The organism is Zoogloea sp., assembly GCF_023150065.1.
Taxonomy (GTDB): Bacteria; Pseudomonadota; Gammaproteobacteria; order Burkholderiales; family Rhodocyclaceae; genus Zoogloea.
Window position 1 is genome coordinate 1 of record NZ_JAKLLN010000026.1, and the last position, 20,831, is coordinate 20,831.

19 protein-coding genes are annotated in these 20,831 nt (G+C 64.6%); all 19 read left to right on the top strand.

What is annotated here, in order from left to right; genetic code table 11:
• Window positions 1-741: methyl-accepting chemotaxis protein (locus L6Q67_RS20530; RefSeq protein WP_296574130.1), on the top strand; the 741-nt coding region annotated here is incomplete at its 5' end.
• A 133-nt stretch (window positions 742-874) separates the two neighbouring features.
• Complete coding sequence (locus L6Q67_RS20535) at window positions 875-1,699, top strand: CheR family methyltransferase (RefSeq protein WP_296574296.1); 825 nt, start codon at window positions 875-877, stop codon at window positions 1,697-1,699.
• Window positions 1,689-2,303, top strand: a complete 615-nt coding sequence (gene cheD / locus L6Q67_RS20540; protein ID WP_296574135.1) for a chemoreceptor glutamine deamidase CheD — start codon at window positions 1,689-1,691, stop codon at window positions 2,301-2,303. The genes L6Q67_RS20535 and cheD overlap by 11 nt, the downstream gene beginning before the upstream one ends.
• Before the next feature lie 34 nt (window positions 2,304-2,337).
• Window positions 2,338-3,432 carry a chemotaxis response regulator protein-glutamate methylesterase gene (locus tag L6Q67_RS20545; protein ID WP_296574146.1) on the top strand — a complete coding sequence of 365 codons (1,095 nt, stop codon included), beginning with the start codon at window positions 2,338-2,340 and terminating at the stop codon, window positions 3,430-3,432.
• A gap of 72 nt (window positions 3,433-3,504) precedes the next feature.
• Window positions 3,505-3,810 (top strand): STAS domain-containing protein, encoded by a 306-nt coding sequence (locus tag L6Q67_RS20550; RefSeq protein WP_296408655.1) that lies wholly within the window; start codon window positions 3,505-3,507, stop codon window positions 3,808-3,810.
• A gap of 2 nt (window positions 3,811-3,812) precedes the next feature.
• Window positions 3,813-5,549, top strand: coding sequence for a fused response regulator/phosphatase (locus L6Q67_RS20555; RefSeq protein WP_296574151.1), 1,737 nt, complete (start codon window positions 3,813-3,815; stop codon window positions 5,547-5,549).
• Window positions 5,550-5,748: 199 nt separating this feature from the next.
• Window positions 5,749-7,428 (top strand): methyl-accepting chemotaxis protein, encoded by a 1,680-nt coding sequence (locus L6Q67_RS20560; RefSeq protein ID WP_296574153.1) that lies wholly within the window; start codon window positions 5,749-5,751, stop codon window positions 7,426-7,428.
• Between the two features lie 185 nt (window positions 7,429-7,613).
• Window positions 7,614-8,585 carry a chemotaxis protein gene (locus L6Q67_RS20565; RefSeq protein ID WP_296574156.1) on the top strand — a complete coding sequence of 324 codons (972 nt, stop codon included), beginning with the start codon at window positions 7,614-7,616 and terminating at the stop codon, window positions 8,583-8,585.
• A gap of 21 nt (window positions 8,586-8,606) precedes the next feature.
• On the top strand, window positions 8,607-9,554 hold the full coding sequence (locus tag L6Q67_RS20570; RefSeq protein WP_296574300.1) for a chemotaxis protein: 948 nt from the start codon (window positions 8,607-8,609) through the stop codon (window positions 9,552-9,554).
• A 15-nt stretch (window positions 9,555-9,569) separates the two neighbouring features.
• Window positions 9,570-9,968 carry a chemotaxis response regulator CheY gene (cheY, locus tag L6Q67_RS20575; RefSeq protein ID WP_296574159.1) on the top strand — a complete coding sequence of 133 codons (399 nt, stop codon included), beginning with the start codon at window positions 9,570-9,572 and terminating at the stop codon, window positions 9,966-9,968.
• Between the two features lie 26 nt (window positions 9,969-9,994).
• Window positions 9,995-10,840, top strand: coding sequence for a protein phosphatase CheZ (cheZ, locus tag L6Q67_RS20580; protein WP_296574162.1), 846 nt, complete (start codon window positions 9,995-9,997; stop codon window positions 10,838-10,840).
• A gap of 39 nt (window positions 10,841-10,879) precedes the next feature.
• Complete coding sequence (locus tag L6Q67_RS20585; protein WP_296574165.1) at window positions 10,880-12,823, top strand: chemotaxis protein CheA; 1,944 nt, start codon at window positions 10,880-10,882, stop codon at window positions 12,821-12,823.
• 157 nt (window positions 12,824-12,980) lie between these two features.
• Window positions 12,981-13,289: a DUF3135 domain-containing protein gene (locus tag L6Q67_RS20590; RefSeq protein ID WP_296574168.1), complete on the top strand. Its 309-nt coding sequence runs from the start codon at window positions 12,981-12,983 to the stop codon at window positions 13,287-13,289.
• Between the two features lie 109 nt (window positions 13,290-13,398).
• Window positions 13,399-14,547, top strand: coding sequence for a flagellar biosynthesis protein FlhB (flhB, locus tag L6Q67_RS20595; protein ID WP_296574171.1), 1,149 nt, complete (start codon window positions 13,399-13,401; stop codon window positions 14,545-14,547).
• A 77-nt stretch (window positions 14,548-14,624) separates the two neighbouring features.
• Entirely contained in the window at window positions 14,625-16,715 is a 2,091-nt protein-coding gene (gene flhA, locus L6Q67_RS20600) for a flagellar biosynthesis protein FlhA (protein WP_296574174.1), read from the top strand.
• A gap of 142 nt (window positions 16,716-16,857) precedes the next feature.
• Complete coding sequence (gene flhF, locus L6Q67_RS20605; RefSeq protein WP_296574176.1) at window positions 16,858-18,393, top strand: flagellar biosynthesis protein FlhF; 1,536 nt, start codon at window positions 16,858-16,860, stop codon at window positions 18,391-18,393.
• Between the two features lies 1 nt (window position 18,394).
• The gene (locus L6Q67_RS20610) at window positions 18,395-19,180 is read left to right on the top strand and encodes a flagellar FleN (protein ID WP_296574178.1); all 786 of its coding nucleotides are present in this window, start codon (window positions 18,395-18,397) and stop codon (window positions 19,178-19,180) included.
• A gap of 113 nt (window positions 19,181-19,293) precedes the next feature.
• Window positions 19,294-20,067: an RNA polymerase sigma factor FliA gene (locus tag L6Q67_RS20615; protein WP_296574180.1), complete on the top strand. Its 774-nt coding sequence runs from the start codon at window positions 19,294-19,296 to the stop codon at window positions 20,065-20,067.
• 20 nt (window positions 20,068-20,087) lie between these two features.
• Window positions 20,088-20,828, top strand: coding sequence for a flagellar motor protein (locus tag L6Q67_RS20620; RefSeq protein ID WP_296574185.1), 741 nt, complete (start codon window positions 20,088-20,090; stop codon window positions 20,826-20,828).
• Window positions 20,829-20,831 lie beyond the last annotated feature (3 nt).

Below are 20,831 nucleotides of genomic sequence, written 5' to 3' on the forward strand. Positions count from 1 at the left end.
AAGGAGCTGGCTGGCTCGAGCAACGAAGTGGCGGAGCAGGGTGGAGCGATGGTGGGCCGTGTGGTCGAGACGATGGGCTCGATCCAGGAGAGCGCGAAGAAGATCGCCGACATCATCGGGGTGATCGACTCGATTGCCTTCCAGACGAACATCCTGGCGCTCAACGCGGCGGTGGAAGCGGCGCGTGCGGGCGAGCAGGGTCGGGGTTTTGCGGTGGTGGCGAGCGAGGTTCGGAGCCTGGCGCAGCGCAGCGCGCAGGCGGCACGGGAGATCAAGGCACTGATCGCGGACAGCGTGGACAAGGTGGAAGACGGGGCCAAGCTGGTGAACGAGGCGGGCCAGACGATGGAGGAGGTGGTATCGAACTTCCAGAAACTGTCGTCGCTGGTGACGGAGATTGCGGAGGCGAGCTCGGAGCAGAGCAGCGGGATCGAGCAGGTGACGCAGGCAGTGGGGCAGATGGACGAGGTGACGCAGCAGAATGCGGCTCTGGTCGAGGAGGCCGCCGCCGCCGCAGAGAGCCTGGAAGATCAAGCCCGCAGCCTGGTGCGCTCGGTGGCCATGTTCCGGCTTCATGCCGGGAGTCCGCAAGCCGGGCAGCCGGCCCCTGTTCCCGATAATGTCGCCCGCCTGCCCGAGCGTGCCCGTCCGGTAGCGCCCCGGGCGACTGCGGCCCCCCTTCCCAAGGTGCGCAGGGCGGGTGGTGGAAGCGAGATCGACGATGAGTGGGAAGAGTTCTGAGAGAGGTTGAGCCATGTCTGAGAAGCTGCCTCTCCGTTACCCCCGGGCTCCTGTTGGATCTTCGACGGGGAGCCGCCCGGGGCTCTCCTCCCCGCAAGTGGCCTCCACCCCTGTGCGCGCACCGTCCCTGCCGATGCCCGAGCGCGAGTTCGAGTTTTCCAGCCGTGATTTCGAGCGCGTCCGGGAGCTGATCTACAAGCACGCCGGCATCTCGCTTTCGCCGATCAAGCAGGATATGGTCTATAGCCGGCTGGCCCGGCGTCTGCGGGCCCGTGGGGACCGGACTTTTGCCGAATATCTGGATCGCGCCCAGCGGGAGCCGGACGAGTGGGAGACTTTCGTCAATAGTCTGACCACCAACCTGACCTCCTTCTTCCGGGAGGCACACCATTTCGACATCCTGGCCGAGCGCTTGAAGAAGCACGTATCGAGGACGCCGTTCCGCATCTGGTGCAGCGCCGCATCCACTGGCGAGGAGCCCTACAGTCTGGCCATCACCGCCTGCGAGGCGTTCAACTCCCTGACGCCACCGGTGCAGATCGTCGCTACCGACATCGACACCAACGTCCTGGCGACGGCGCAGAAGGGGGTGTATGGCATGGACCGGGTCGAGCGGCTCTCACGGGAGCGCATGCAGCGTTTCTTCCTGAAGGGTACGGGCAGTCAGGATGGGCAGGCCCGGGTCCGTCCGGAGTTGCAACGTCTGATCGAGTTCAAGCGCATCAATCTGCTGGACAAGAGCTGGGCGGTGCAGGGGCCGTTTGACGTCATGTTCTGCCGCAACGTGATGATCTACTTCGACAAGCCCACCCAGCACGCCATCCTGGAGCGCTTCGTCCCGCTGCTCAAGCCGGATGGCCTGCTCTTCGCGGGGCATTCAGAGAGCTTCCTGCATGCCGCCGACCTGTTCCGCTCCCTCGGGCGGACGGTTTACGAAAGGACGGTCCGTGCACGCTGAAGCCGGCTATGTGGAGCACATGGCCACCAACCGCTACTTTGATCGCACTTTCGGGTGCGATGCGGTCAAGGTGCTTCCCGGAGAGTATTTCGTGACCACCTCCGATATCGTGCTGGTCACCGTGCTGGGTTCCTGTGTCACCGCCTGCGTTCGGGACCGGGACAAGGGCCTGGGAGGCATGAACCACTTCATGCTGCCGGACAACGGTGGCGAGTTGGACGTGCTTTCTTCATCGGCTCGCTACGGTGCCTATGCCATGGAAGTGCTGCTCAACCACCTGCTCAAACTGGGTGCCCGACGCAGCAGTCTTGAGGCCAAGGTATTCGGGGGTGGAAGGGTGCTCGCCAGCCTCTCGCAGGCCCAGGTTGGTGAGAAGAACGTGGAGTTCGTGCTCGATTATCTGCAGACCGAACGCATACCCGTGGTGGCCCAGGATCTTCTCGACATTTATCCCCGGAAGGTCTATTTCTTTCCTGTCAGCGGGCGGGTGATGATGAAAAAGCTGGTTCGCGTGAAAAATGACACGCTTATTGCCCGTGAGCGCGAATATGAAGCCCGACTTCGACGCGACAATGTTCAGGGTGACGTTGAGCTATTTGGATGACGGGGCCTGGCTCCGTACGCAACTGGAATGAAGCATGGTCATCAAGGTTCTCGTTATCGATGATTCTGCGCTGATGCGCAGTGTTTTGAGCGAAGTGATCAACTCGGCGCCCGACCTCGAGGTGGTGGGCTCTGCACCCGATCCTATTGCTGCCCGGGAAATGATCAAGACCCTCAATCCGGACGTCCTGACCCTGGATATCGAGATGCCAAAAATGGATGGTCTCGATTTTCTGGCGCGCTTGATGAGGCTCCGGCCGATGCCTGTCGTCATGATTTCAAGTCTGACCCGGCGTGGTTCGGAGGCTACCTTGCAGGCGCTCGAATTGGGTGCTGTCGATTTTGTTCCGAAACCCCGACTCGATTCGACTGCCGGCATCGAAGCGTATCGTGTAGAAATTTGTGACAAGGTGCGGTGCGCTTTCGGTGCCCGGCCGAGGGTGCCGGTGGCGCCCCCGCCAAGCCCGAAACCCTTGCTGCGCGAGCCTCTCGGGCAGATTGCCAGTGCGGCGGGGGGCGTCTCGGAACGTGCCCTGCATGAGCGTCTGGTGCTGATAGGCGCCTCCACCGGAGGCACCGAGGCGATCAAGGAAGTGCTATGTTCCATGCCGGAACACATGCCTGCGATCCTGATGGTCCAGCATATGCCGGAGATGTTCACCGCATCTTTTGCAAAGCGTCTGGATGGTCTTTGCCGTTTGCGGGTGAAAGAGGCCGAGCATGGCGAGCGCGTGGTGCCTGGCACCGCCTACCTCGCTCCCGGGCATTCCCACCTGTCTGTGCGGCGCGTGGCCGGGGGTTACCAATGTGAGCTTGCCCAGTCGGAGCCGGTGAATCGGCATCGGCCGGCGGTGGATGTGCTCTTCCAGTCGGCGGCGACGCAAGTGGGCGCCAACGGCGTGGGTGTCATCCTGACGGGAATGGGCAAGGATGGAGCCCAGGGTTTGCTGGCCATGCGTCAGGCCGGTGCATGGACGATCGGCCAGGACCAGGAGTCCTGCGTGGTGTATGGCATGCCGCGTGAAGCGGCGGCCATCGGAGCCCTTGATGAAGTGGCGCCTCTCCGGGAGGTCGGTTTACGCGTGCTGAATCGCCTGCGCATGACGGATAAGCGGGGCATCAAGGCATAGAGGTTGTGGGGGCAGCGGCCGGTCGGTTCCGGCAGAGTCGCAAGAGTCAGTGAAAAAATAGAGGCAACAGAAATGGATACCAGCGTCAGCACCCAGCAGAGTCAGGCCAGGATTCAGCTCTCCGGACGATTTGATTTCAACTCCCATCGTGAATTTCGCGATGCCGTCGACCGCGCCCTGGGCAGTCCGGGAACCACCGAGGTGGCCGTGGATCTCGGTAACGTGGCCTATCTGGACAGCTCGGCCCTCGGCATGCTGCTGATGCTGCGGGACAAGGCCAAAAGCTCCGGCAAGACGGTTTGTCTGGCCAATGCCAAGGGCAGCGTCCGGCAGGTTCTCGACATCGCCAACTTCGGCAAGCTGTTCCCGATCGTCTGACGGTGGCGGAGCACGACGCCGAATCCCTCTTCATCCTCGTAGTTGATGACAATCCCGACGATCTCTACCTGATTCGTCGGGATCTCGTGGCATTGGGGCATCGTGTCGCCGGTGTCAGCACTGCAGCCGAGGCCCTCGATCACATTGCCGAGGCCTATCCGGACGTCCTCATGACGGACGTCGGCCTGCCTGGCATGGACGGTATCGAGCTGCTCAAGACGGTGCGGGCCCGCACGGGGGGTAGCTGGATCCCGAGTCTGGTCTTTACCGGCAGCCTTGATGAGGCGACGCAGATGCGTGCCCTGGAGGCCGGGGCGGATGCCTATCTGTGCAAGCCCGCATCCCGCGAGATGCTGCACGCCAAGCTGGGGGTGATCCTCCGCTTGAAGGCCATGCAGCGTCAGGCCGAAGCCCGTAACCGCGAACTGGCCCGCTACCGCAGTCTGCAGGAAGAGGAGCAGCGCCTGGCGCGCTTCGTGATGGAGCGCCTGATCAACCGGGAGGCGTTGGGCGACCCGGCGGTGTCTCACTGGATCGCGTCCGCCGCGGAGTTCAGCGGTGATCTCATCGCCGCGGCCCGGACCCCGGGCAACGTGCTCCACGTGCTGCTGGCCGATGGCGCAGGGCACGGCCTGGCCGCATCGCTCAACGTGCTTCCCGTGACCGCACCGTTCTACCGCATGACCGAGCGTGGCTTCGGCATTGATGCCATTGCCCGGGAGATCAACAGCAAGGTGCGGGCATTGCTGCCGGTGGACCGTTTCATCGCGGCCACTCTCGTTGCCGTGAACTTTCGCGAGCGCTACGTGACGGTCTGGAACGGTGGCAATCCCGGGCCGTTGCTGGTCCGGCCGGATGGCGGGGTGCGCCTGCATTTCAACCGGCATCACTTCCCCCTCGGCGTCGTTGACGATGATGAATTCGACGGCACCGTGGATGCCCACGTCGTCAATCCCCACGACCATCTGCTGCTGTTTTCCGATGGGCTGATCGAGCTTGAGGATGCTGCGGGTCAGGCTCTGGGGGTGGATGGACTGGGTGTGGCGCTGAACGGCCTTCACGCCGGGCTGCGCCTGCCCCGGCTCACCGAGATCGTGCAGGACCTGACGGGTGGCAGTCCGCCGCGGGATGACATCTCGATTGCCCAGATCGCCCTGACCGATACGCCTCAACCGGTGCCTGCGGTGAGCTCCGGAGAGCTTCCGGCGGCGCCGACGGCCAGTGACTGGCGCTTTGTTTTGCGCCTGGGGGCTGCGGATCTCAAGCGTCTTGACGCCGTGCCCCTGGTGCTCGGTGCGATAGAGCAGTTCGAAGGCGTGCGGCCGTTCGCCGGGCGTCTGTTTCTGGTGCTTTCCGAACTCTTCAACAACGCCCTCGATCACGGTCTCTTGCGTCTGCCCTCATCCCTCAAGGCTGGCGTGGAAGGGATGGATGTGTTTCTCGACGAGCGGAGTCGCCGTCTTGCGCGGCTTGAAATGGGCGCGGTGGAATTCGAGCTTTCCCTGCGCCAGGGGGATGGCCAGCCGCCCGTTCTGCACATCAGCTGCGCCGATACGGGCCCGGGATTCGACCACGAGGAGCAGATCCGTTCGGCGGGTCTGGAGCCGACGGGTGAGGACATCCTGAAGGGCCATGGCCGTGGCATTCCGCTCCTGCTCCGGGTGTGCGAGGAGGTCCGCTACAGCGGGGTCGGCAACCGCGTGGACGTCCTCTTCCGCCTCGCCGAGCGAACGTCATAAAGGCGCGAAACAGCGCCTTTTGAGTCTTTTTCGGGTCCTCAAGTTAGGCCGGACTGCGCCGATAAACGCCTCGAAGCCTTTGATGCCCGCGCTGTGCGGGTGCAAGGACGAGGTGTCGGCGATTGCTTTGCCGCCGATTCCGGGGGGCGGGTCCACGGCTCGCTTTCCTTCTCTTGACGAGCGGGGATCGCCGAACATCATGCAAGTTTCCATTGTCTCCATTCTGGCCGGCCTGGTTGCCGGAGGCGGCGCCCTCGGCGCAGGCGTGGCGTTCGGCCTCTCCCTGTCCGCGGGCTTCGTCGGTGTCTGCGTGGCCCTCGGGGTGACGGTCGGCGTCATTCTGCTGGTGTCGGTCCGGGTGCTGTTCATCCATCCCCTGACCGAGTTGCGTGACACCATCCGGGCCATGCACAAGGACGGTGACCTGTCCCGCCGTGTGGCGGTGTCCTCCGGGCAGGTGGGCGAGGTCGAGTCGGTCTTCAACGAGTTGATCAGCAGCTTTCAGGGCATCGTCGGCAAGGTGATCTTCGACGCCCAGCGGGTGCACGAGGCAGCGGATCTGCTGTCGGGGCATGCCGGGCGCGTTGCGGAAGGGTCAAGCAGCCAGCAGGGTGCAGCAGAGAGCATGGTGCTGGCCATCGAACAGATGACGACCGGAGTCGGCGCTGTCGCCGAACATGCCAGCCAGACCGCAACCAATGCCCAGGTGGCGCGGGAGTTGTCCGTCAAGGGCGCGGAGGTTGTCACCAGCGCCTCCCGGGAGATCGAGCAGATTGCCCGCTCGGTGGAGGACTCGGCAAAAGTCATCTCTGCGCTTGGCGAGCGTTCAGAGGCCATCAGCGGCATTGTCAAGGTGATTCGCGAGATTGCGGATCAGACCAATCTGCTTGCCCTCAATGCGGCGATCGAAGCCGCCCGGGCGGGCGAGCAGGGGCGCGGCTTTGCCGTGGTGGCCGACGAGGTGCGCAAGCTGGCGGAGCGGACCTCCACCGCCACAACCGAGATTGGCACCATGATTGCGGCCATTCAGACGGAGACCCGCAGCGCCATTGCGTCCATCGATGCCGGTAGCTCCCAGGCTCACGCAGGTGCCGAACTGGCCCAGAAGGCGGCCGGATCGCTCCAGCAGATCAACGACGGTGCGCGCCAGACCATGGAGAAGGTGGACGCCATTGCCGCGGCCATCAATGCTCATAGCCGCGAGGCTGACCAGATCGTGGGGCATGTGCGGCAGATCATGGACATGGTGGGGCGCAACTCGGCCGGTGCCCGGGAGACCCTGGACGAAGCCACCAGCCTGAGCGGGCTGGCCATGAACCTCAAGGAGATCAGCCGGGTCTTCAAGCTGGGGGCCGCCGGCGAGCAGGCCATGCTGGTGCACAAGAAGATGCCGGACATCGTGCGGGATGGGGCCCGCCAGATGGGCATGCTCCTTGAGCAGGCCGTGGCCAGCGGACAGGTCAGCGAGGCGGATCTGTTTGATGACGCCTACAAACCGATTGCCAACACTCGACCGCAGAAATACAGCACCCGTTTCGACAGCCTGACCGACCGCCTCTTCCCCATCCTGCAGGAGCGTCTGCTCGACGGGAATCAGGAGGTCGTCTATGCCATCGGGACGGATCGCAACGGCTATGTGCCCACCCACAACAAACGTTTCTCCCTGCAACTGACGGGTGATTACGAGAAGGATTTCGTCGGTAATCGCAGCAAGCGGGTCTTCGACGACCCGGTCGGAAAACAGTGCGGCAAGCATGAAATGCCCTTCCTGATTCAAACCTATCGCCGCGATACCGGCGAGATCATGCACGACATCTCGGCCCCTGTTTACGTCAATGGCCGCCATTGGGGCGGCTTCCGGATCGGCTACAGGGCCTGATCCGCCTCTCTTTTCCCCGCTTCAGTGAGTGTGTTCGGCCCGCCTTCCTGCGGGCCGTTTTTTCTTGTGCAGGCCGCGCGCCATCTGGCCCCGGAAGCCTCAAGATTGTTTGCCCCCCGCCGATATTGCTTCCAGATCGGAGCCTGCGCCATCGGGTCGGCAGGGGTCTGAGACGGAGATTGAGCATGTCCGAACTTCTCAAGAACATTGACGCGCGCACCAGGCTGGCCGGCACCAACAAGCTTGAAATCCTGCTGTTCACCCTGGGCCTGGACCCGCGCACCGGACGACGTGAGACCTTCGGGATCAACGTCTTCAAGGTCCGCGAGGTGATGCGTACGCCACCCATCACGGCGGCGCCCGAAATGCCTTCGTCCGTGGAAGGGATGGTCAGCCTGCGGGGCGTTCTCGTTCCCGTCGTCGACCTGGCCAAGTACGCGGGGATGGGGTCCGACAGCCCCCGCGAGATCATGATCGTCACCGAATACAACGGTCACACCCAGGGCTTCCTGGTCGAAGCCGTGGACACCATCCTGCGTCTGGACTGGTCGCAGATGCGCGTGCCGCCCGACATGCTGACGGCCAACCTGGGCGGTCTGGTGACCGCCGTCACCGAGCTGCCCGGGCCCAAGCTGGTGATGCTTCTCGATGTCGAGAAAGTGTTGTCCGAGACAACCCGCTACGACGACGAATTCCTGTTCAAGGGCATCGAGCCGATCGAGGCGGAAGAGCCGATCACCGTGTATTTTGCCGATGATTCCTCCGTTGCCCGCAAGCAGATCGAGCGCACTCTGGACGTGCTGGGTGTGCGCTACGTCGGAACGGTCAATGGCCGTGCGGCCTGGGATGAGCTCGAGAAGCTGGCTTCCTATGCCGCCGCTTCGGGCCGCAAGGTCAAGGATCTGGTGGCATTGATTCTCACCGATGTGGAAATGCCCGAGATGGACGGCTATATCCTCACCAAGAAGGTCAAGTCCGACCCGCGCTTTGAAGGCGTGCCGGTGATCATGCATTCATCCCTGTCAGGCATGTCCAACCAGCAACTCGGTCGCTCTGTCGGTGTCGATGAATACGTCGCCAAGTTCGAACCCCAGCGCCTTGCCGAAGTGTTGCGCCGCCTGATCACCCAGCGCGCCAACCTGACCAAGACCGCCTGAACGCAGAGGAGCATCATGAACATGGATCGTGTCGATCGTGGGCTGCTCGAAGCTGTCGATGCCCGCACCAAACTGGCCGGTTCGAACCGCATGGAGATCCTGCTGTTCTCGCTGGGTACCCAGGAGATCTTCGGCATCAATGTCTTCAAGGTTCGCGAGGTGTCGCGCACACCCTTCATCACCAAGGCGCCCAACATGCCGGCTGGCGTGGAGGGGCTGATCTCGCTGCGTGGCAACGTGATTCCGGTGCTGGCCCTGGCCAAGGTCATGGGAATTTCCGCGTCGGATGATCCGCTGGGCGGCTCAATGATGGTGACCGAATACAGCAAGCGCACACTGGGCTTCCTGGTGCACGAGGTGGATCGCATCATCCGCGTCGAGTGGGACAAGGTCCGGGCGCCGGACAACGTCACCTCCGGTGGGCATCACTTCATCACGGCCATCACCGAGTTGCAGGATGGCAAGCTCGTCTCCATTCTGGATGTGGAGACCATCCTGGCCAGCACCTTTGGTGAGGCAGTGGTGGGGCAGATCCATCCCCTGGAGGGCGGGCAGGACGTCAACCTCTTCTTTGTGGATGATTCGGCGGTGGCCCGCAAGAAAATCGCGGAGACCCTGGACAAGCTCGGCGTGCGCCACAAGCATGCCCTGAACGGACTCGAGGCCTGGACCCGTCTGGAGGGCATGGCCAATCATGCCCAGCAGCGAGGCGTGAGCCTGCGCGACGAACTCAACCTTATTCTGGTGGACGCAGAGATGCCCGAGATGGACGGCTATGTGCTCACCCGCAACATCAAGGCGGACAGCCGTTTTGAAGGCATTCCGGTCGTCATGCACTCATCCCTGTCGTCCGAGGCCAACCGGGCCATGGGCAAGAGTGTTGGCGTCGATTCCTATGTCGCAAAGTTTGACGCCGACGTTCTGGCAGACACCCTGCGCCCCCTCCTGATGCGTGCATACCGGGATTGAACGGAGATCAACAACATGTCGGACCCCAAGATGAAATTTCTCGTTGTCGATGACTTTTCGACCATGCGGCGCATTGTCCGCAATCTGCTCAAGGAGCTTGGCTTCACCAACGTGGATGAGGCCGAGGACGGTCAGATCGCCCTGCAGAAGCTCAATTCCCTGCCTTTCGATTTCGTCGTCACGGACTGGAACATGCCCAACATGGATGGCCTGACCCTGCTGCAGAACATCCGGGCGACGCCGTCGCTGAAGCATCTGCCGGTGCTGATGATCACGGCCGAAGCGAAGAAGGAGAACATCATCGCTGCGGCACAGGCCGGGGCCAGCGGCTATATCGTCAAGCCCTTCACCGCGGCCACCCTGTCCGAGAAGCTCGAAAAGATCTTCGAAAAGATGGGCCAAAAAGCTGCCTGAAGCAGCCGATCAGACGGAGCTCCATCATGGCAAAGCGTCTTAAATTCGATGAATCGGGCGATAGCGACGACCTGCAGTCCCTGTTTGACAGCATTGCCGGGGGGGCGACAGTCGCTCCCACCGCAGCCCCTCCGCATCTTGAGGTGGTCTCGCCGGCCGTATCCGCTGGTGGTGATGACGACGAACTCCAGGCCCTGTTCGATTCCGTGGCTGGTGAGTATTCCGCCAGCGAGCATGCTGGCGCGGCTGGCGATGAGCCGGCCCACAGTTGTGACAAGGTCTTCAACCGCATTGGCGTGATGACGCGTCAGTTGCACGACACCCTGCGTGAGCTCGGGTATGACCGAAGCCTTCAGGAGGCCGCCCATGCCATTCCCGATGCCCGGCAGCGCCTGACCTACATCGCCGAGATGACCGAGCAGGCTGCCAGCAAGGTGCTGAACGCCACGGATATCGCCAAGCCCATCCAGGATCGGGCCGAAACCGACGCGGCCGCCCTCAAGGCGCGCTGGGATCGCCTCTACGCGCAGCAGTTGTCGCCGGATGAGTTCCGCGTTCTTGCCGGTGAAACCCGTGACTTCCTCGGTCATGTGGTGACGGGGAGCCGGGAGACCAGTGCCCAGCTGATGGAAATCATGATGGCGCAGGATTTTCAGGATCTCACCGGGCAAGTCATCAAGAAAGTGGTGGATCTGGCCCAGGGGCTGGAGCAGCAACTGCTTCAGGTCCTGATCGAGGCCATGCCCGCCGAGCGCAAGGCAGAGGCACCGGACACCCTGATGAACGGTCCGGTGATCAATGCGGTGGGCCGGGATGACGTGGTGTCCAGCCAGGAGCAGGTGGATGACCTGCTGGAGAGCCTGGGTTTCTGATCCGGGCTGAAGCGGGCAAGCCCGCAAGGAGCGAATGCAATGAGCGATTTTTCCGGGATGGATGACCTTCTCCAGGACTTCCTTGTGGAGGCCGGAGATCTCCTGTCAGGTGTCGACAACAAGCTGGTGGATCTCGAACGGGCGCCCAACGACAAGGGCCTGCTCAACGACATCTTCCGTGGCTTTCACACCATCAAGGGGGGGGCCGGCTTTCTGAACGCTGCCGAGCTGGTCACCCTGTGCCACCTCACCGAAAATCTCTTCGACAAGCTGCGCAACGGTGAACTGGCCATCACGCCCGACGTCATGGATGTGATCCTGTCCTCCACCGGCGCGGTGCGCGACATGTTCGGCTACCTGGAGCAGGGTGTTCAGCCTGCGGCGGCCGACCCGCAGCTGATCGACAGTCTGCGCCTGGCCATTGCCGGCAATCTGTCGGGGGGCACTGCCAAACCGGCTGTTGCGCCGGTTCGTGCCGCTCCGGTGGCCTCGCCGCCGGTGCCGGTTGCCGCCGCCTCCCAGGACGGGCTGGACTGGAATGCCCTGTTCGAGACCGTGACCGGGGCTGCTCCGGCCGCCGCCGCGCCCGTCGAGGTCCCTGCCTCGCTGCCGGTACCCATGCATCAGTCCGACGAGGAACTGGCCCAGAAGACCCCCGAGCAGATCATCAAGGCCGCGGTCGGCCGGCGCGTCACCGACAAGCCGGGGGCCTCAGGTCCGATTGGGCGGCGTGACAGCGAGAAGCAGCGGGACAACTCGATTCGCGTCGATACCGCGCGGCTCGACCAGGTGCTCAACCTGTCGGGTGAGATCGGTCTGACCAAGAATCGACTCAATGCCCTGCGCAGCGACATCCTCAACGGGCGCAGCGATACGGAAACCCTGCATGCCCTCGATCTGGCGGTCAGTCAGCTCGACCTGCTGGTGTCCGATCTGCAGAACGCGGTGATGAAGACCCGCATGCAGCCCATCGGGCGCCTGTTCCAGAAGTATCCGCGGATCGCCCGCGACCTGGCCCGCAACCTGGGCAAGGACGTGGAGCTGGTGCTCTCCGGTGAGGAAACCGAGATCGACAAGACCATGATCGAGGATCTGTCCGACCCGATCATCCACCTCATCCGCAACGCGGTGGATCACGGTGTCGAGGAAACCCAGGATCGACTCGCCAACGGCAAGCCCGAAAAGTCCATCGTGCGTCTTGAGGCGCGCCAGGAGGGCGATCACATCGTGATCCTGGTGGCCGACGACGGGCGTGGCATGAACGCCGAGCGCCTGCGCGCCAAGGCGGTCGAGAAGGGCCTCATCACCGATGAAGAGGCCAACACCATGGACGAACGCCAGAGCTACAACCTGGTGTTCCTGCCCGGCTTCTCCATGGCCAGCCAGATCTCCGACGTGTCCGGCCGCGGCGTGGGCATGGACGTGGTGCGTACCAACATCCAGAAGCTCAACGGCTCCATCGAGATCCGCTCCAGCCTGGGCAAAGGCACCACCTTTGTCATCAGCCTGCCCCTGACACTGGCGATCCTGCCGGTACTGCTGGTCCGCCTCGGCGAGCAGCCTTTCGCCGTGCCCCTGTCCATGGTCCGCGAGATCCTGCCGATCGAGCCGGCCGAGGTGCAGGAGGTCGGCGGACGGGCAACCATGGTGGTGCGTGGCGAAGTGCTGCCCATCATGCCCCTCTCGTCCCTCCTGGGCTGGGAGCCGGTCCAGACGCCCGAGTACGGTGTGCTCATGCAGAGCGCGGAGCAGAGCTTCATCCTGGCCATCGACAGCTTCGCCGGTCGCGAGGACGCGGTGATCAAGTCCCTGGATGACTTCCGTCCGAAGGGGGTTGCCGGCGTCACCACCCTGTCCAACGGGCAGATCGTGCTGATCCTCGACATGAAGGAACTGCTCGGCGCCCTGGGGGACAGCCGTGGTGGTGGTGTGTCGCGTCGCGCCCTGCTGGCCAAGATGGAGCTTCCCGCCCTCGCCGCCTGAGGTAATCCGCCGCGACTTATGCCACATCGTCACACCTTGAAACACCGTGGTGTGACGTAGACCGCCCATCACCGGGCGAGGGCCGGTTAGGATCGTTCCTGACTGCCCTTGCCCGTGCTTTTTCCACCACGGTCCCGATCCGGCAGGGGGAGGGCACATGGGTGGCTTTGACTTCGATTACTGGAAACATCTGGCCGAGCGCGATCCGGTAGCCTATTTCGAGGCCCGGGAGCGGGCCCTGCGCCAGTTCATTGCCTCCCACCCCGGTCAGGAGGCAATGCTCTCCGAACTTCAGGCGCGCATCGATTCGACGCGCGTGCTGGCGGGCAGCCCCGTCCAGGCCTGCCGCGAACTCCTCGGTCAGATGGAAGACCAGCTGATGCTGCTGAGTTTCAGACTGTCGGAACTGCAGCGGGAGGCCATCGCCATGCAGAATCTGGTCGGCAGCAACATCGTCACCCGCTGACCGGCGCACGCCGGCCCGGAATAGCCCGGGCAAAGCCGGTCTGTTCAGGCCGTGATCGACGGTGGTGCCCGCGTATCCTGAGCGGGTCTGAACTACCGTCGAGCCGTCCGTGGCTGAAGACAGCGACCTCGAAAAAACAGAATCAGCGTCACCGCGAAGGCTGGAGCAGGCCCGGGAAGAGGGGCAGGTTCCCCACTCCCGGGAGCTGGCCACCTTCATCTCGCTGATCGTCGGGGTGACGGCCCTGTACGTGCTCGGCCGCTGGGGTGGGCACCGCATGATGCAGATGGTCAAGTCGGGCCTCAGTTTCGAGCGCAACCAGGCCTTCAGCACCACCGGCATGCTGCAGATCCTGGCTGAACTCTCCACCGATGGGTTGCTCACCATCACGCCCCTGCTGCTGGCGCTGATCGTTGCCGCGCTGTCAGTGCCCTTCGTGATGGGTGGGTGGGTGTTCTCGGTCAACGCCCTGCGCTTCGACCTCACCCGCCTTGACCCCATGCAGGGGCTGGGCCGGATGTTCTCAACCCACGGTCTGGCCGAGATGGTGAAGGCCAGCCTGAAGGCGGCTCTGGTTGGGGGCGTGGGCGTGTGGGTCGTGTGGCGGGAGCGGGACCATCTCTTTGCCCTGATGCTCCAGCCCCTCGAGGCGAGCATGGACGATTTTGCCAGCCTGGTGTTGCTGGCGACCCTGCTCATCGTCGCCAGTCTGGCCCTCATCGCCGCCATCGACGTGCCGTACCAGCTCTGGGAATATCACCGCAAGTTGCGCATGAGCAAGGAAGACGTGCGCCAGGAGATGAAGGAGCAGGAAGGCGACCCGCAGATCAAGGCCCGCATCCGTGCTGCCCAGCGGGAAATGTCCCGCCGTCGCATGATGACCCAGGTGCCGACGGCCGACGTGGTGGTGACCAACCCGACCCACTATTCGGTGGCGCTGAAATACGACCCGGAGCGTTCCGGCGCCCCCGTCGTGGTCGCCAAGGGCATGAACCTGATCGCCCACAGCATCCGCGATCTGGCCCGGGAGCACGGCGTTCCCATTCTCGAGGCGCCGCCACTGGCCCGGGCGCTGTATGCCCACTGCGAACTCGAGCAGCAGATCCCCGCCCAGCTGTACACCGTGGTGGCCGAGGTGATGGCCTGGGTGTTCCAGCTCAATCACTGGATTGCCGAAGGGGGGCTGCCGCCCGAGCAGCCCAGCGGTCTGGCCGTTCCGCCGGGCATGGATCCGGCTGCCGACGCCCCGGAGACCTGAGCCGGCACTGAATTGACCCCGAAATCCCGGTTTCTTCCGGCCTTTCCTCCGACCGGAAACGGGAGACCATGGCAGCCATGAACGGTAGCCTGAACCTGCGTACGCTCTTCGCCCCGGGCAACATCCGCACCCTGGCCGGCCCGCTGCTCATCATCCTGATCCTCTCGATGATGGTGCTGCCGCTGCCGGCCTTTGTGCTGGACCTGATGTTCACCTTCAACATCGCGGTGTCGGTGATGGTGATGCTGGTGGCGATGTACACCCGCAAGCCGCTGGATTTCTCGGTCTTCCCGACGGTGCTGCTGGTCACCACGCTGCTGCGCCTGTCGCTCAACGTGGCTTCCACCCGGGTCGTGCTGCTGGAGGGCCACACCGGCCCGGATGCCGCGGGCAAGGTGATCGAGGCCTTCGGTCACTTCCTGGTGGGTGGCAACACCGCCGTCGGCCTGGTCGTCTTCATCATCCTCACCCTGATCAACTTCGTGGTGATCACCAAGGGTGCGGGGCGGATCGCCGAAGTGGGTGCCCGCTTCACCCTGGACGCCATGCCCGGCAAGCAGATGGCCATCGACGCCGACCTCAATGCCGGTCTGATCGACGAAAAGGAAGCCAAACGCCGGCGTGCCGAAACCTCCCAGGAGGCCGACTTCTACGGCGCCATGGACGGTGCGTCGAAGTTCGTGCGGGGCGACGCCGTGGCCGGCATCCTGATCATGGCCATCAACGTGGTCGGCGGGTTGATCGTCGGGGTGCTCCAGCACAACATGGAGCTGGGGCAGGCCGCCACCAACTACACGCTGCTGACCATCGGTGACGGGCTCGTCGCCCAGTTGCCGGCCCTCATCATCTCCGTGGCGGCCGGTCTGGTCGTGTCTCGCGTCGGTGACGACGGGGACATGGGCTCCCAGGTCATCGGGCAGGTCTTCTCGAACCCGCAGGTGATGGTGCTCACCGCGGCCATCCTCGGCATCCTGGGGTTGATTCCCGGCATGCCCAACTTCGTCTTCCTGCTCCTGGCGAGCGGCCTGGGCTATCTGGCCTGGCGCGGTGGTGCGCGACAGGCCGAGCTGGTCGAAGAGGCCGAAGCGCCGAGCGCCGCACCAGTGGTGCCGGCAGAAAGCCAGGAGGCCAGCTGGTCCGACGTGACCCCGGTCGATGTGCTCGGCCTGGAGGTGGGCTACCGCCTCATTCCCATGGTGGACAAGGGGCAGGATGGCGAGCTGCTCAAGCGCATCCGTGGCCTCCGCAAGAAGTTCGCCCGGGACATCGGCTTTCTCGCCGCCCCCGTGCACATCCGTGACAACCTGGAGCTCAAGCCGAACGCCTACCGCATCGTCCTCAAAGGGGTCGAGATCGGGGTGGGGGCGGCTTTTCCGGGGCAGTTCATGGCCATCAACCCGGGGCGGGTGTCCGGCCCCCTCAGCGGCCGGGACACCACCGACCCGGCCTTCGGGCTGCCGGCGGTGTGGATCGATGCCGCCCAGCGCGAGCAGGCCCACGCCCTCGGTTACACCGTGGTCGATGCCAGCACGGTGGTGGCAACCCACCTCAACCATCTCATCCTCAGTCATGCTTCGGAGCTGCTCGGCCGCATCGAGACCCAGGCTCTCCTCGACCACATCGCCAAGGACACGCCCAAGCTGGTCGAGGATCTGGTGCCCAAGCTGCTGCCCCTGGCCAGTGTCCAGCGGGTGCTCCAGAACCTGCTCGACGAGGGCGTCAATATCCGCGACATGCGTACCATCGTCGAGGTGCTGGCCGAGCACGCCCCCCGCATCCAGGACCCCCTCGAGCTCACCACCCGGGTGCGTCAGGCGCTGGGTCGGGCCATCGTCCAGGGGCTGTTCCCGGGCAATGGCGAGGTCCAGGTCATGGCCCTCGATCCGGGCCTGGAGCGGGTGCTCATGCAGGCCATGGCCGGCGGTGGGCCCGATGGCGGGGCCATCGAACCGGGCCTGGCCGACACCCTGCTGCGGGAGACCGCCGCAGCGGCCCAGCGCATGGAAGACACGGGGCTGCCCCCGGTCCTGCTGGTGCCGGCACCCTTGCGCTGGCTGCTGTCACGCTTCCTGCGCCGGGCTGTCCCGACCCTCAAGGTGGTGGCCAACTCGGAGGTTCCGGAGACGCGCCTGATCCGTGTCTCCGCCATGATTTCGGTCTCATCCTGAGTTTCCTCGCCTCTGTCGGGGGAATAGCGCCCTAAAACCTGTCTTTTCCCGGCCATCGAAAGCACGGCCGCTGGTGATAATCGAAGCTGCCGAAGTGCCCATCGTGGGCCCATGAAAGCCTTCGCACCCCGGAGACAGGAGCATGAACGTCAAGCGCTACTTTGCCAAAACCGCCCGCGAGGCCCTTCGCATGCTGAAGGACGACCTCGGGCCGGACGCGGTGGTGCTGTCCAATCGCGCGGCCAACGGCGGTGTGGAGATCCTCGCCCTGCCGGCGGGTGATGTGGCCACCCTCCAGCGCGCGCGCGCCCAGGCGGCTCAAACTCAAAACGTGCCCGTGGCGCCACCGCCGGCTGCACCGGCAGCGCCTGCTCCGCGCCCCAAGATGGCCGAGGATTTCTTCGACGACGATTTCCGGGTCAGCCTGTCCCGTGCGGCGGGTGCCCGCCCGGCGGCTTCCCCCGCACCGGCTCCGGCCGCCCAGCCGCGTCCTGCCACTCCCCGGCAGCCTGAGATGCAGCCCTTCAGCCCGCCCCGGGTCGAGCTGTCCCGGGACGTGTTCAACGCGGCCTCCACCCAGGTCCGCCGTCCGCCGGCCGAGCCTGCCGCCCCGACACCGCGTTCTCCGCTGCGTACCGATGCCGCCCCGTCCCGCGAGGCGCCGCCGCGTCAGCGCCCCACGGGGGTTGAGGAAGAGGCCCGCATCCGCGCCCTCGAGTCCGCCAATTCCCAGATGGCCAACGAGCTCGCAGCCATCCGCGAGATGATCGAGCGCCAGCTCGCCGGCTTTGCCTGGGGTGAGATGGGGCGCAGCGCCCCCGGCCGCACCCGCCTCATCGGTGATCTGCTGGAGGCGGGCTTTTCTGCCGTGCTGGCCCGGGAGCTGGCCGAGAGCGTGCCCGAAGACGAAGCCCCCGAAGATGCCCACCGCCTGCTCCACGAGGCCCTCGATCAGCGCTTCCGTGCCATGGCCAGCGACGCCGACATCATCGACCGGGGTGGCGTGTTTGCCTTGGTCGGCCCGACCGGAGTCGGCAAGACCACCACCACCGCCAAGCTGGCGGCCCGTTGCGTGGTGCGCCACGGTGCCGACAAGCTGGCCCTGATCACCACTGACGGTTACCGGATCGGCGCCCACGAGCAACTGCGCATCTACGGCCGCATCCTGGGGGTGCCGGTGTTCGTGGTGCGTGACGCCACCGATCTGCGGGAAACCCTGGCCAGCCTGCGGGACAAGCACATGGTGCTGATCGACACCATGGGCATGAGCCAGCGCGACAAGATGGTGACCGAACAGGCGGCCATGCTCACCGGCGCCGGCAAGGTCTCGCGCCTGCTGTTGCTCAACGCCACCAGCCGCGGTGACACCCTCGACGACGTGGTCAGGGCCTATGCCGGCGATGATCTGGCCGGCGTCATCCTGACCAAGATGGACGAGGCCATGTCCCTCGCGCCTGTTCTCGACGTGGCCATCCGGCACCAGGTCGAAGTGTTCTACGTGGCCAATGGCCAGCGTGTGCCGGAGGATCTGCATCTGCCCAATCGCGACAAGCTGCTGACCCAGGCTCTCCAGGAGTTGCCGGCCGCATCGCCCTTTCGTCTCGAGCCCCTCGAGGCCGGTCTGCTGATGGCATCTGCCGCCAAGACGGCAGCACCCAGCCTGCGCGGAGGCCTCTGAGATGTTGCACGCATCCGATCAGGCCGCTGGCCTGCGCCGCCTGTTCCGTCGCACGCCGTCGGCTGTGGTGGCCCTGTTTACTACGGGCCGTCTGCCCAGGGCTCTGGCTCTACAGACCCTCGTCGCACTCACCGAAGGTGCCCGCCGGGTGGTGGTGCTCGACGAACATGCCCCGGAAGACGGCTCCCTGCTGAGCGCCTTCGGCTTCCCCGAAGGGGGAGATCTGCTGGGAGCCCTGCAGGGCCAGCATGAAGTGACGGAGACCATGCGTGAGGTTGCCGACGGGCTGTGGGTCGTACCGGCTGCTGCCACGGTCCACGCCGTTTCGCTGCTTGATGATGCCCATCATGCCCGCCTTGAGGCCGGCATCACCGAACTGCAGCGTCGCGCCGACCTGCTGGCCATTCATGCGGTGGGCGATGCCCGGCGCCTGACGCCCTTCGCCCGGGCCGCGGGGCGCCGCCTGCTCGTCGTCGAGGCCAGTGGCGTGGGCGCGCGGGGTGCCTGTCAGTGGATCAAGGGCCTGGCGGCGGCAGGTGCCGGTTCGCTGGAAGTGGCGGTCAGCGGTGCCCGCGACCGGGCCGACGCCACGGCGCTGTTCGCCAGCCTCAACGACTTCACCGAACGCCATGTGGGCCTGCCGCTGGTATGGCGGGGTGAGGTGGAGCGCGACGGCCTGGCCGACTCAATGACGGCACCCCTCGGGGAGCGCCATCCGGCCGAAGGGGCGAGCGCATTCATCCGGCGTCTGCGGGCCTGGTCAGCGCAGGCTGGCGTGGCCGGTTGAGCGCATCTTTGTGAGATATTGTTACTTGGGTCACGTAGAAGCCTATCGGTGCCGATGAGACTCCTGTGACGTCCCGCACCGTCCGGAAAACCAGACCAGAAAGCTGAGCAAAGATGTACACCGCCTCCGGTACCCTCGACAAGGAACAACTCGTCGTCCAGTACGCCCCGCTGGTCAAGCGCATTGCCTACCACCTGATGGCCAAGTTGCCGGCCAGCGTGCAGGTCGAAGACATCATCCAGAACGGCATGCTCGGTCTGCTCGATGCCATCAACCGTTACGAAGAAGGCCTGGGCGCACAGTTCGAAACCTATGCCGTGCAGCGCATCCGTGGCGCCATGCTGGATGGCCTGCGCGAGAACGACTGGCTGCCGCGCAGCCTGCGGCGCGACATGCGGCGTATCGAGGCGGCCGTGCATCAGCTGGAGCAGCAGCATGGCCGGCACCCCACCGAGACCGAGCTGGCCGAATCCCTGGGCCTGCCGCTGGCCGATTACCAGCACATGCTGCAGGAGGCGCGGGGCTACCAGCTGGTGTACTTCGAAGACTTCGCCGGCGAAGGCGAGGACGACTACCTGGAACGTCACATCACCCTCGAGGGCAACGACCCCCTCACCCTGCTGCTCGAAGGGAACATGCGTGATGTGCTGATCAAGGCCATCGATGACCTGCCCGACCGGGAAAAAACCGTGATGGGCCTGTATTACGAACAGGACATGAACCTGCGCGAGATCGGTGAAGTGCTCGGGGTGTCCGAATCGCGGGTGTGTCAGCTGCACAGCCAGGCCATCGCCCGCCTGCGTTCGCGCATTTCCGGGGCCATCCAGAATGCGCCGAAAGTGAAGGGCGAAGGCCGGGGGCGGGGTCGTCGTGCGACCGCCTCCTGAGCCTCTGAGCGGGTACTGCAATGGATAGCATCAGCCTCATCGGCATCACCCTGGCCCTCGCGGCCATTCTGGTCGGGCAGGTGCTCGAGGGCGGCCACGTGGGGTCCCTCATCCAGCCCACGGCCTTTCTCATCGTCATTGGCGGCACCCTCGGGGCGGTGATGTTGCAGAGTTCCGCCGCGGTCTTCCGCACCGGCATGCAGATGGTCAAGTGGGTCTTCGTGCCGCCGACGCTGGCGCACTCCCTGCTCATCGAGCAGGTCGTGAACTGGAGCCACGTGGCCCGCAAGGAAGGTCTGCTGTCCCTGGAGAGCCAGATTCCTGCCGTCGATGATCCCTTCATCCAGAAGGGCCTGCAGTTGCTGGTCGACGGGGTTGAGCCGGAGCGCCTGCGTGAGGTGCTCGAGGTGGAGATCGACAGCTGGGAGAGCCAGTTGAAGCAGGGGGCCAAGATCTGGGAAGCCGCCGGTGGCTATGCGCCGACCATCGGCATCCTTGGTGCGGTGATGGGGCTGATCCACGTCATGGAGAATCTCTCCGATCCGTCCAAGCTCGGGTCGGGCATTGCCGTCGCCTTCGTGGCCACCATCTACGGGGTGGGCTCGGCCAACCTGATCTTCCTGCCGGTGGCCAAGAAGCTGCTCGGCGTGGTGGGCACGCTGGTGTCCCTGCGTGAGATGGTGCTGGATGGACTTGTCGGCATTGCCAACGGCGATAACCCGCGCATCATCGAAAGCCGCCTCAAGGGTTACGGGGGCTGAGGC

Coding starts and splice junctions, on each gene's coding strand:
- L6Q67_RS20535 (WP_296574296.1), top strand. CDS start 875: ATGCCCGAGCGCGAGTTCGAGTTTTCCAGCCGTGATTTCGAGCGCGTC.
- L6Q67_RS20545 (WP_296574146.1), top strand. CDS start 2,338: ATGGTCATCAAGGTTCTCGTTATCGATGATTCTGCGCTGATGCGCAGT.
- L6Q67_RS20550 (WP_296408655.1), top strand. CDS start 3,505: ATGGATACCAGCGTCAGCACCCAGCAGAGTCAGGCCAGGATTCAGCTC.
- L6Q67_RS20560 (WP_296574153.1), top strand. CDS start 5,749: ATGCAAGTTTCCATTGTCTCCATTCTGGCCGGCCTGGTTGCCGGAGGC.
- L6Q67_RS20565 (WP_296574156.1), top strand. CDS start 7,614: ATGTCCGAACTTCTCAAGAACATTGACGCGCGCACCAGGCTGGCCGGC.
- L6Q67_RS20570 (WP_296574300.1), top strand. CDS start 8,607: ATGGATCGTGTCGATCGTGGGCTGCTCGAAGCTGTCGATGCCCGCACC.
- cheY (WP_296574159.1), top strand. CDS start 9,570: ATGTCGGACCCCAAGATGAAATTTCTCGTTGTCGATGACTTTTCGACC.
- cheZ (WP_296574162.1), top strand. CDS start 9,995: ATGGCAAAGCGTCTTAAATTCGATGAATCGGGCGATAGCGACGACCTG.
- L6Q67_RS20585 (WP_296574165.1), top strand. CDS start 10,880: ATGAGCGATTTTTCCGGGATGGATGACCTTCTCCAGGACTTCCTTGTG.
- L6Q67_RS20590 (WP_296574168.1), top strand. CDS start 12,981: ATGGGTGGCTTTGACTTCGATTACTGGAAACATCTGGCCGAGCGCGAT.
- flhA (WP_296574174.1), top strand. CDS start 14,625: ATGAACGGTAGCCTGAACCTGCGTACGCTCTTCGCCCCGGGCAACATC.
- flhF (WP_296574176.1), top strand. CDS start 16,858: ATGAACGTCAAGCGCTACTTTGCCAAAACCGCCCGCGAGGCCCTTCGC.
- L6Q67_RS20610 (WP_296574178.1), top strand. CDS start 18,395: ATGTTGCACGCATCCGATCAGGCCGCTGGCCTGCGCCGCCTGTTCCGT.
- L6Q67_RS20615 (WP_296574180.1), top strand. CDS start 19,294: ATGTACACCGCCTCCGGTACCCTCGACAAGGAACAACTCGTCGTCCAG.
- L6Q67_RS20620 (WP_296574185.1), top strand. CDS start 20,088: ATGGATAGCATCAGCCTCATCGGCATCACCCTGGCCCTCGCGGCCATT.